Source organism: Methanobrevibacter sp. (genome assembly GCF_015062935.1).
In the GTDB taxonomy this organism is placed as follows: Archaea; Methanobacteriota; Methanobacteria; order Methanobacteriales; family Methanobacteriaceae; genus Methanocatella.
This window is the reverse complement of the sequence record NZ_SUTM01000001.1, coordinates 166,353-176,823: the sequence shown is the minus strand read 5'-3', so window position 1 is coordinate 176,823 and position 10,471 is coordinate 166,353. Positions and strand designations below refer to the sequence as shown.

The 10,471-nt window shown below is 34.3% G+C and carries 11 protein-coding genes and 1 pseudogene; 5 read left to right on the top strand and 7 right to left on the bottom strand.

Annotated elements, in window-relative coordinates:
• From E7Z81_RS00845 to mcrB, 5 genes and pseudogenes are all read right to left on the bottom strand, one after another.
• A pseudogene (locus E7Z81_RS00845) lies at positions 1–461 on the bottom strand (methyl-coenzyme M reductase subunit alpha); the annotation flags it as partial.
• A gap of 6 nt (positions 462–467) precedes the next feature.
• Complete coding sequence (gene mcrG / locus E7Z81_RS00840) at positions 468–1,226, bottom strand: coenzyme-B sulfoethylthiotransferase subunit gamma (RefSeq protein WP_292742953.1); 759 nt, start codon at positions 1,224–1,226, stop codon at positions 468–470.
• A 2-nt stretch (positions 1,227–1,228) separates the two neighbouring features.
• Positions 1,229–1,828, bottom strand: coding sequence for a methyl-coenzyme M reductase I operon protein C (gene mcrC / locus E7Z81_RS00835; protein WP_292742951.1), 600 nt, complete (start codon positions 1,826–1,828; stop codon positions 1,229–1,231).
• 6 nt (positions 1,829–1,834) lie between these two features.
• Positions 1,835–2,284, bottom strand: coding sequence for a methyl-coenzyme M reductase operon protein D (gene mcrD, locus E7Z81_RS00830; RefSeq protein ID WP_292742949.1), 450 nt, complete (start codon positions 2,282–2,284; stop codon positions 1,835–1,837).
• Positions 2,285–2,318: 34 nt separating this feature from the next.
• Positions 2,319–3,647 (bottom strand): coenzyme-B sulfoethylthiotransferase subunit beta, encoded by a 1,329-nt coding sequence (gene mcrB / locus E7Z81_RS00825; RefSeq protein ID WP_292742948.1) that lies wholly within the window; start codon positions 3,645–3,647, stop codon positions 2,319–2,321.
• A gap of 489 nt (positions 3,648–4,136) precedes the next feature.
• Here mcrB and mmp10 point away from each other — a divergent pair, with 489 nt between their 5' ends.
• Complete coding sequence (gene mmp10 / locus E7Z81_RS00820; protein WP_292742946.1) at positions 4,137–5,387, top strand: methyl coenzyme M reductase-arginine methyltransferase Mmp10; 1,251 nt, start codon at positions 4,137–4,139, stop codon at positions 5,385–5,387.
• 8 nt (positions 5,388–5,395) lie between these two features.
• Here mmp10 and E7Z81_RS00815 read toward each other — a convergent pair whose 3' ends face one another.
• A complete protein-coding gene (locus tag E7Z81_RS00815; protein ID WP_292742944.1) occupies positions 5,396–6,319 on the bottom strand; it encodes a methanogenesis marker 7 protein in 924 nt (307 codons plus the stop codon).
• A 55-nt stretch (positions 6,320–6,374) separates the two neighbouring features.
• Positions 6,375–6,893 (bottom strand): hypothetical protein, encoded by a 519-nt coding sequence (locus E7Z81_RS00810; RefSeq protein WP_292742942.1) that lies wholly within the window; start codon positions 6,891–6,893, stop codon positions 6,375–6,377.
• Between the two features lie 39 nt (positions 6,894–6,932).
• Between E7Z81_RS00810 and comB the strand changes: the two genes are divergently transcribed.
• The 4 genes from comB to E7Z81_RS00790 all read left to right on the top strand — a co-directional run bounded on the left by comB (position 6,933) and on the right by E7Z81_RS00790 (position 10,471).
• Entirely contained in the window at positions 6,933–7,622 is a 690-nt protein-coding gene (gene comB, locus E7Z81_RS00805) for a 2-phosphosulfolactate phosphatase (RefSeq protein WP_292742940.1), read from the top strand.
• A gap of 50 nt (positions 7,623–7,672) precedes the next feature.
• Positions 7,673–8,851 carry a TraB/GumN family protein gene (locus E7Z81_RS00800; RefSeq protein WP_292742938.1) on the top strand — a complete coding sequence of 393 codons (1,179 nt, stop codon included), beginning with the start codon at positions 7,673–7,675 and terminating at the stop codon, positions 8,849–8,851.
• 66 nt (positions 8,852–8,917) lie between these two features.
• On the top strand, positions 8,918–9,130 hold the full coding sequence (locus E7Z81_RS00795; protein WP_292742936.1) for a DUF1922 domain-containing protein: 213 nt from the start codon (positions 8,918–8,920) through the stop codon (positions 9,128–9,130).
• 21 nt (positions 9,131–9,151) lie between these two features.
• Positions 9,152–10,471: a hemolysin family protein gene (locus E7Z81_RS00790; RefSeq protein WP_292742933.1), complete on the top strand. Its 1,320-nt coding sequence runs from the start codon at positions 9,152–9,154 to the stop codon at positions 10,469–10,471.

The window sequence follows — 10,471 nt, the reverse complement described above, 5'->3', positions numbered from 1 at the left end:
TCAGTTTCTACCATGTGTTCTTGAACTACTGCTGCACCAGGCATAGCGTGGTTTACAGTTTCTAAGTAGTGAGTAATAGTTTCAGGAGTTACTTCAATACCTAACCTTTTTTCAAGAACGTTGTGTGCAGTGTTTAAACCTACAATTACAGTTCTTCTGATATCATCCCAAGCTTGTTGGATAGCTGCGTTGTTAACATAGTGTAAATCGTCACCTTCTACGAAAGTGTCAGTAGTAGATAATTGGTAAGACATTAATGCTCTTTGACCTAAAGGAGTACCAATGTCTGGGTTGTACATTGGGATTCCTCTTTTTTCAGCGATTTCTTTACCTTCATTTACAAATGCAGTTTTCTTTTCAGATTGAGTCCAACCACCCATGTTGTAGAATTGGGTTCTTTTTTCAGTTGGGTCTTCACTGAATTTCTTTTTCATTGCATCTAAGAATTTTTTATCAGCCATATTAATCTACCATCCTGTTACTGGATTGAATGCACCAAAGGACCTGGAAACGTGTATTCTTTGACATACTTTTACAGCTTCTACGTCGTCTTTGTATGCTTCACCATCTATTCTGTAAATAGTGGTTTTTGCTCTTAAAGTTTCTTCGTCTAATGGTTCACCTAAGACTACAGGTTCGTCTAATTCTCTACCAACTTGGTCTTTAACCATTTCAACGTTACCGGTTTCTTTGTTGAATACTTGTCTTCTGAGCATGTCGAACATTAAACCGTTTTCATCTAATCTTAAGGAGTGACCGTGTACACCTGCACCTCTAATACCGGTTCTTGCGGTATCGAAGTATTCGGTTTCTAAGAGTGTTTTTGAGAGTTTTTCTAAGTCTCTTTCTCTTGCTTCAACTACTTGTCTTCCGGATAATGTACCGGTATCGATTCCTCTGAATCTGGATAAGTAAGATCTAGCTCTTAAGAAAGGTTGAGCTGGAGCGAAGTACATGGAGTCTACGAATTGGATGTATCTAATCCTGTCTCCTGCTTTTGCACCATCAATAGGGGTTACTAATTCTCTTACACTGTCATCTGGCTCATCCATTTCATCTAATGGTGGGTGAACTGATTTGTATTCTTCACCTGGAGCTTTGTGACCTAATATTTTTACTACGTCTTCATCAGAAATTTCTCTTAACTTTTCTAACTCGTGTTCAGGGTTAGTGAAGTTTCTTCTGTTTTGAGCAACCTGAGAAGTACCTGGATAAATTTGTACCATAATTATGCATCTCCTAATGCTAATTTAACTTTTCTAATAATTTCATCTAATTTGTCCTGTGAAATTGTTTCACCACGGATAACACCTGTAACAATATCATCAATAGTTCCTGCAGTTTTAATGTCAGCTTCATCTGGCATGACTTTTGAAGTTTTAATACCAATTTTGGCAAAATCTTCGCAGTCCACTGGTGATTCGCATATGATTATGCAATGTTTGTTGACATTCCTAAGAATTAATCTTGCTTTGTATATAATATGATTTGCAACACCGCCTAAGTGAACAACAAGTAATTTGAAATTACGCATTTGTTCGACTTCCTTATCAGTAAGTCCGAACAAAGTTCCACCTGAAGCAGGTGCATCATGAGGAACGCCCGCACCAGCATTTAATACCATTGTACTGGTTAAAACATTAGCTTCACGTAATCCAAATGTAATTTCACAAACTGGTTTGGTAATATGTCTACGTCCAGGAGACATAGCTATTGCACATACATCAGTACCGCATTCAGCGAAAGTTCCTCTTTGAGCGAGGCTTCCACCTTTACCCATACCGCTTGCTTCCCTACAATCCACTACGTGAGTACAACGTCCTATCATATAAATCTAGTCATCCTTTTTAATAATATTCACATGGTCATCAAATGTTGAATATTGATCAGTCATTCCAATTAGTTCATCCGGTAACTCTTTATTACCGTATTTAATCCTATCAGTAACAGTTTTTTGTTTTCTGATATAATGAGACCTATCTTGATTAATGTCAAAACCAAAAGGAATATGTTTATTACAGATTTCTTCAATGTCATCAATTGTAGATTCCAAAGTCAATTCAATAAAGATTCTAGCAGTTTTAACTTGTAAAACAACATCTTCACCATTAACATTAATGACTCTACGTTCCCTGTATTGAGGAGGTAAAGTTGCTTCACCTTTAGGGAATCTTGGACCTTGAATAACAGTCCTTTTTACATCTTCAAGTGATTCTAAATCATTTAATAATTTTTCAGTAGTGTCACTTCCAAGAACTCTGTAAGGGAATATTTCAATATCCATGATTAGACCTTCAAATTAGATTTGTTTAAATTAATTAGATGTCACCTTTAATTTCATCAGCTGCGATTGCAACTGCTTTAATAGGTTCTCTGAATTCGTCAATTTGACTGTATACTTCTTTAATTAAACCAGAAGTTGCTTCTGGTGAAAAGAGTTGTGTTCCTGCATCTAAGGACATAGCAGCAGCTACACAAGGAATACAGAATCCTTTACTGTGTCTGGTTACAACGTGGTTACCGTTGAAGAGACCAGGACCTCCACCACCGTAGATGGAGTGACTGAAGAAGGAGAATCCTACAGCTACACCTTCTGCTCTACCATAGTCGAGACCAGGTAAACCAGTAGCGAATTCAAGGTTGTCGTTGAAGTATAATAAAGTGGATGGAATACCTTGAGCAGCACGAGCTGCACCTACGTTAACCATAGTTGCTGCAACAGCACCAGCAGCAGCATATGCGTTCCATTTAGCTGCGTCGTCAGTGTTGTAAATAGCGAAATCGGTTAATTGTTCTTCAGGAGCAATAATTCCATCAGCTTCTGCACGAGCAATAGTTGCTTGTACGATACTACCAACAGTACCATCAGCATTATCTTTTACTAAGTCATATACTAAGTTATCAGCGTTTAAACCTTGGTAAGCTAAACCTAATAAGTGTAATCTTTCGAATGAACCTAAAGCGTCAGCCATTTCGAACATAGCAGTTTGTTCAAAGATAGCAGCTAATGCGGTAGCTTGGAAAGTGTTTTTCAAAGTAGCAGCAGCGAAGTCGTTTGCTTTTACGTTTCTTAAACCGTAACCTGCACCTTCGAGTTTTTGTGGAATGTCTAACATGGTTGCAATGTTAGATCCTTTGTAGTCTACAGATTGTGGGTATCTACCTAATACTGCAGCTTTTACAAAGTTAGCATCATAAATGCTTACATCACAAACATCAATAACAGATTGTACTAAAGCTGAAGCGGAAGATAATGGAGCTGTGGAGTATTCAGCAGCGACATCAATTCTTCTAGTAGGTACTTGTACTAATAACCTTTTTCCTCCAGAAATAGGTGTTACAACAGTGTCATCATCTTCAGAAATTTGAATAATTCCTTTCATTTTGTCTGCGATTGCTTCTGCGTTTGCAACAATATCGAGATCTAATTCTCTTCCTAAAATTCTAGATTTGTCTCCACCAACAGATGCTGTTTTAACAGATTTTTCAAGTCCTTCTAAGTTTACTGCAACAGTTCTTTTTACACCTTTTACGATGTTTTGAATTGCAGGGTTTCTTAATGGACTAATAGCTTCGATTGGTACGTCAGATGCAATTTCGTTGCCTCTATCATCGAATAAATCGATTTTATCATCAAACTTTGCCATTTTTTCCCTCCTAAATAAATAGAGTTTAACTAATATACCACTCTCAATGGTAAATTTTTTTACCAAATTGAGTATTTAGCTACAAAGCAAGTTTTTGCAATAGCCAGCCATATGGTATACAAATTTTATTTTATTAAAGATATAATATAAAGATTACCTATGAAACATTTTAGAAAAGTTTATAAAGTATAATAAAAGAAAAATATTTTAAGAAAAATGGGTTCAAAAGTAATACTTTTTTAAACTAATAAAATCAACAGTATAATAAAACAAACCATCATCTAATAGTAATTATTCTTTAAAACAAATATAAGTATGATTAAGTAAAAAAATATGAAATTTTAATAATTAATATTAAAAATAAAGAAAAATTATAAATTATTACTTTTACCCCTATATGTTAATAAATAATACTAAAAGTAATAAAAAAATTTGGTTTGAAAATTCATACTTCATTTATAAATAAAATGAATTAAAGAATAATATAATATGCAAGTTGTAGCAGATGTTGGAGGAATACCTGGTAAAGATTGTAACGGTTTTTGCAAATACTGTTACTTCAGAAAGGTTAAAGATATTAAAGTATTTGGCTGTGCTCACTGTTTACCTAATAAAATTGGCTGTGAAAGATGTAGTAAAGGAGTAGCTGAATCCCAAGGAGCATTTAAAACCCCATTTGAAGTTATGAATCAGGTTCAAAGTGCTCTGATGATGAATAGGGGAGGCGGTGAAATTTCCGCATATATAAGCGGTGGAGGAGACATAAGCTGTTATCCTTACCTTGAAAGCCTTACTGCTAATTTGAATCAATTTTCAATACCGTCAATATTAGGGTATACATGCGGCAAAGGGATAACTGACAGTTCAACTGCTACAAACTTAATAAATAATGGAGTTAAGGAAGTTTCATTTACTATTTTTGCTTCAGATCCTGTGCTTAGAAAACAATGGGTAAAAGACCCAAATCCACAGGAAGCCCTTAAATCCTGTCAAATATTTTGTGAAAACATTGACCTAACAGGTGCTGCAGTAATAATACCTGGAGTCAATGACGGAGACGTATTACGGGAAACATGCAACTCATTAGAACAATGGGGTGCAAAAGGAATGCTTTTAATGAGATTTGCAAATACATTTAATGAAGGTCTGATATTAGGCAACGAACCAATCATAAAAGGCATTGAATCACAACCTGTTGAAGAGTTTTCCGAGTTGGTTAAACAAATCAATAAAGAATATAAATTCAGAGTAAGCGGAACCCCAGTATGCGATCCTGAAACTGGAGGGCCATTTGCAATCGCCAGTCCTGAAAATGAAATATTTCTACAGTTTATTAAACCTATTACCGGTGAGGCCACAATCATTACATCCAAAATTGCTGAACCTTATATCTCAAAAATATTTTCAAAACTGGAAACCGGAGACAATGTCAATGTTGTTGCCTGTGAAAAGGAAATTGCATGTTTAATTACAAAAGAAGACTTGGAAAAATTGGATTTAAGCGACATAAAAGAAGCAGTAATCATACCTGGACGTTCATTTGTCCATCAATTAGATGCTGAGAGAATTTTAAGCTCAGACGGCGTTGAAAGAATTGTTGGTCGTGGCCCTGACACATTAACAGTTGATGGTGAACTAAGTATTGATATGACTGACGAAAATGTTATAGAAAGAGAGTTAGAACAATTCAACGATTTAGTGGATGCCGTGAATTTCTTTGGAATGAGAATAATGAAATAAAAAAAAGATTAGTTTGAATCCTCTACAAGAGAACTCTCACTGTTAATTTTAACTAAGATATAATCATACATGAATGATTTTTTTATCTCAGCAAGTTCAGATAGTTTTTTGCCGTCAATAATGACATTTCCAATTACATCTGCATATTTGTCATAATTTAGTTTTACACGAACACCATCCAGTTGTGAAGTTACTGGTGTCGGAGAAATTACATCTTTAATTTCTTTAACTTGATTTTCAATTGCATTTTTTACAACAATAGATGGGACTAACGGTGGGTCAAGAGCCATTTCACGTTTTTTGTCATTTAATATTTGTTCTATAGTTTCAACCAAATTATCTAATGCACGTATATCCGGACCTCTTCTAAGTCTTCTAGGAATCCTGCCGAGACCTCCGACATATGCATCTGCGCCTGGAAGTTCATCTGAAGACATGTAAGGTGATCCGGTAACAATTACAGGTATGTCAATAGTATCATATAAGAACGCTTTTTCTTTAATGCAATTTTCAAAACTGCCTAATGCAAAAATAGCTATGTCATGTTCTTCTATTAAACTTTTTTCTTCTTCAGTGATACCTGCTGTACCTTTACCATCTCCCCTTGCAAGACCAATCATGTTATCTTTTGCACCGAATTCACGCAGATATTCGGAAATATCGCATGCCGCATGAGGCAAATGGTGTCTTGCAAGAGTTGGTGAAACAATAGCTATTTCAGAACCGGCCATAGGAGCAACAGATATTTTACCTAATAATTCAGAAGATTTCTTTTCAATTTTATCAACATCTTCCAGTGGAACAGCCATATTTAAAACTAATTCCATTTGTTGAATGCTGTCCTGGAGAATAAAACCTCCCAAATCTTCAATTAACTCTTTAATCTCTTCACTTTTGTGAACTCCGCCAGTAAATATTAATGTTTCATACATATAAACAACTCTTTAAAAATGCAATTTTATTATGATTAAAGTTTTAAATCCTATATTATATTAAACTTTCTAAAATGGCATATCTGACTTCCACTTTTTCAAATGGATTTTTAGAAATGCAGTTATGAGAAGATATTTCTACAAGATTTTCACTTTCTTTAACATCCTCTTTTAAATAATCAGGATAGATTACATAGTCATAGTTTTCTTGCACTATATTGAACCCAACATCTTCAACTATGTCTCTTAAAAATTTAGAATAAACCTTAACATTCACATCCCTTTTAAAATTAAAATTCAAATATTTTTTTGAAAGTTCATAATCATTAAAAAAAGCCAGCACATCCTCATCTGACAGCTCTTTTTCATTAATTTTAGAAACTTTTTTAATGCTTTCAAAAATCTGTGATGGAGTGTTGATTTTTATAGGCACACAATCCATTTCCACATTGCTTTCAGATAGTGCAATAGCCAAATCCCCTTCTTCTTCATCAGGAAACTTATTAACAATATACTCTGAGATTCCTGCCAGTTTTACGATTTCTTCACACATAGGTGTTGTGATAATTTTCATACTATATATTATATATTAACATATAATATAAATTACATCATGAAGGTCACATTAAGTTTAGAGACAACTGTCAGTGAAGACATTTCCATAATGGTTGATGCACTCAGGGCAAGTACAACAATAACATTGGCACTTAACAATTTTGAAAAAATCGTACCATGTTTCACACCAGAACAGGCTTTTAATCTAAAAAAAGAATTAGGTGGTGTTTTGGCCGGAGAAAGAAACGGCATGAAAATTGAAGGCTTTGATATTGGAAACTCCCCGATACTTGCCGAGGAATATGAAAGTGATGAAAACACCATGATTTTAACAACAAGCAACGGCACTAGAATTTTAGAAAATATGAATTCTACAGTTCTTGTGGGATCACTTGTAAACGCAAAATCCGTTGGTGAAAAATCCGTAAAAATGTCTAAAAATCATATTGATGTGGTCATGGCTGGTGTAAAAGGAGAATTTGCCCTTGAAGATTTTTTGGCATCCGGTGAAATTCTCTATTGGATTTGTGAAAATTTAGAGGAATATGAACTAAACGACATTGCAAAAGCGGCAATAATGGCCAGCAGAGACGAGGAATATGTAAAAAAAGGATTTCATAATTCCCGCTCTGGAAAACGCCTGACTTCATTAGGATATGTGCAGGATATCGATTGCTGCTGTAAAAAAAATATTACTGATAATGTGGCTTTGTATTCAAATAACCAATTAACCTTAATTAAAGATTAAATTTATATATTTAGATTTCATAATAATTAGATAATATAATAATAAAAGAAGTGTTTTTATTGAAAAGAGAATGTTTAACTATAATAGGTACTGCACATGTATCATCAGACAGTGTTGATGAAGTTAAGGATGCTATTTATGAACAACACCCGGAAGTAGTAGCTATTGAACTGGATAGAGGACGATACATACGCCTTAAAAACGAAATGGCAGGAATTGTAGAAGACGATAAAATTTCAGTTACACAGATAATTAAAGACAATAAAGTAGGATTATTTTTCACAACAACACTTCTTAGTTACTTCCAATCCAAAATTGGAGAAGATGTTGATGTAAAGCCGGGCTCTGAAATGGTGGGAGCTATCGAAGCATGCGAAGACTTACAGATTCCAATTGCACTTATAGACAGAGACATATCCACCACATTGCAAAGAGCATTAAACAAAATGGGCTTTATGGAAAAAGCTAAATTCATGTTTGGATTGCTGGCTTCAGTTTTAGGATTTGGTGATGAAGAAGATGTGGACATTGAAGAGTTAAAAAATCCCGAAAATCTTGACGATTTAATGGAAATGTTTAAAGACGAAGCCCCAAGCGTCCATGAAGTATTAGTTCATGAAAGAGACGCTTATCTTGCAGGAAAAATACTTCAAATACCCCAAGATCATGTAATTGCTGTTGTGGGTGCAGGTCACAGGCCAGGAATTGAAAGATACTTGGATAATCCTGAAACATTACCTCCACTAAGCGAATTGGAAAAAATTGAAGGAAAAAAAGGAATTCCATGGCTTAAAATTATTTTGGCTTTAATTCCGATAATGTTTGTGGTGATATTTTTTCTGGCATATATTAATGGGATAAATATTGTCGGAAACTTCTATGACTTTATTATCATCAGTATGATAATGGGATTCCTAGGGTCAATACTTTCAGGTTCAAAAATTCAATCTGCAATTGTTGGAGGAGTAGTTGCACCATTAACCATTATCCACCCATTGCTTGCTGCAGGATGGTTTTCAGGACTGACCGAAGCAAAATACAGGAAAGTAAGGCAAAGTGACATAAAGAATTTAGCTAAAATCGAAGGATTTAGAGATTTATGGAACAATAACATATTCAGGATACTTTTAGTGGTTGTTGGAACTAATTTAGGCGTCAGCATAGCTACTTTAGTAATTTTACCGTCACAGGTTTTCATGCCGTTAATCTTTAAATTATTTGGTGCATAGTGAAAATTTTATATAACATATTGATAATATAATAATTACTTATTAATTTTAAATGGAAAAAATATCATGTATCTTATATTTCGATGCGACTGCGGTCGTGTATTGTATGCAAAAAAAGGAGTGGCAACTCGTAAATGTGTTTGTGGAAAAACACTGAAAGTCAAATCAAGAAGAATATTTAAACGAGTTGAGACCAGAGAAGATGCATCCTATGCCGTCCAGCAAATGCAAGATGAGATATATGGAAACACTGACTTTAAACGAGCCAGTGAATTATAAGTTTTAATTGGTTTGTTAAAAATGATTGGAACGACACTCGAGATAATTATAATATTAATTTTAATAATATTTACAGGATACCTGTCAATGGCCGAACTGGCTGTTGTATCCATAAGAAAAGCAAAAATGCAAAAATACTTAGACGAAGGAAATAAAAATGCACAAATTGTTTTTGATTTATTAGAAGACCCTAATGAATTTTTATCCACAGTTCAAATTGGAATATCCTTAATTGGTGTTTTAACTGGGGCTTTTGGAGGAGTAACTTTAGCAGAACCCCTTTCCAAATTAATTTCTTTTGTACCTTACAGCGAACCGATAAGTGTAGCAATCGTTGTTATCGTTACAACTTATTTGACATTAGTTGTGGGAGAAATCGTGCCAAAAGTAATTGCTTTAAATGAACCGGAAAAAGTTTCTCTTAAAGTTGCAAAAAGTATGGTGATTCTTTCAAAAGTTTGTAAACCAGTCAGTTTCATTCTCGCAAAATCAAGTAGTTTTCTTTTATGGGTGCTGAGAATTGAAAACAAAAACGATGATTTGGTTACTGAAGAAGAAATCGAATTGATGATTAGAGAAGGAAGAGAAGACGGAACTATTGAAAAAGAAGAAGAAGACATTATCAAAAGGGTTTTCAAACTAGATGATCAAAAAGTCGAAAGTATAATGACCCCTCGTAACGAAATCATCTGGATTGATTTGGAAGATGAAAGAGAAATCAACAAAATAAAAATCATTGAAAGTAAAAGATCAATCTTCCCAATAGCTAAAGGAGAATTAGATGATTTCATAGGAGTTGTCCAAGCAAAGGACATTCTTTCAGTACTGTTTAGTGATGAAAAATTTGATGTGCATAAAATTGTAAAAGAACCTTTGGTTGTCTCTGAACATATGGAAACATTAGAATTATTAAGAGAATTCAAAGAAAATCAAGGATATGTTCACATGTCTCTCGTTGTGGATGAATTCGGATGTGTTGAAGGATTAATTACTTTAAACGATTTACTTGAAGGAATTGTAGGAGACATTCCAGGCATAGATGAGGAAGATGAACCTCAAGCAATCCAAAGGGATGACGGAACCTGGCTAATTGACGGCAGATACAATATTGATGAATTTAAAAAGTTATTTGATTTTAAAGGAAATCTGCCTGATGAAGAGGAAGACAACTACACCACTTTAGCAGGATTTATATTAAGTATAAGTGGTAAAATCCCTGATGAAGAAGACAAATATGAATGTGGAAGATTCATTTTTGAAATCGTGGATATTGACGGTCACCAAATTGATAAGGTTCTTGTTACAGACTTAGGACCTCAAGAAGAATTTTTGGAGGAATAA

Coding starts and splice junctions, on each gene's coding strand:
- mcrC (WP_292742951.1), bottom strand. CDS start 1,828: ATGATAGGACGTTGTACTCACGTAGTGGATTGTAGGGAAGCAAGCGGT.
- E7Z81_RS00795 (WP_292742936.1), top strand. CDS start 8,918: ATGTATCTTATATTTCGATGCGACTGCGGTCGTGTATTGTATGCAAAA.
- E7Z81_RS00815 (WP_292742944.1), bottom strand. CDS start 6,319: ATGTATGAAACATTAATATTTACTGGCGGAGTTCACAAAAGTGAAGAG.
- mmp10 (WP_292742946.1), top strand. CDS start 4,137: ATGCAAGTTGTAGCAGATGTTGGAGGAATACCTGGTAAAGATTGTAAC.
- E7Z81_RS00790 (WP_292742933.1), top strand. CDS start 9,152: ATGATTGGAACGACACTCGAGATAATTATAATATTAATTTTAATAATA.
- E7Z81_RS00810 (WP_292742942.1), bottom strand. CDS start 6,893: ATGAAAATTATCACAACACCTATGTGTGAAGAAATCGTAAAACTGGCA.
- mcrD (WP_292742949.1), bottom strand. CDS start 2,284: ATGGATATTGAAATATTCCCTTACAGAGTTCTTGGAAGTGACACTACT.
- comB (WP_292742940.1), top strand. CDS start 6,933: ATGAAGGTCACATTAAGTTTAGAGACAACTGTCAGTGAAGACATTTCC.
- mcrG (WP_292742953.1), bottom strand. CDS start 1,226: ATGGTACAAATTTATCCAGGTACTTCTCAGGTTGCTCAAAACAGAAGA.
- mcrB (WP_292742948.1), bottom strand. CDS start 3,647: ATGGCAAAGTTTGATGATAAAATCGATTTATTCGATGATAGAGGCAAC.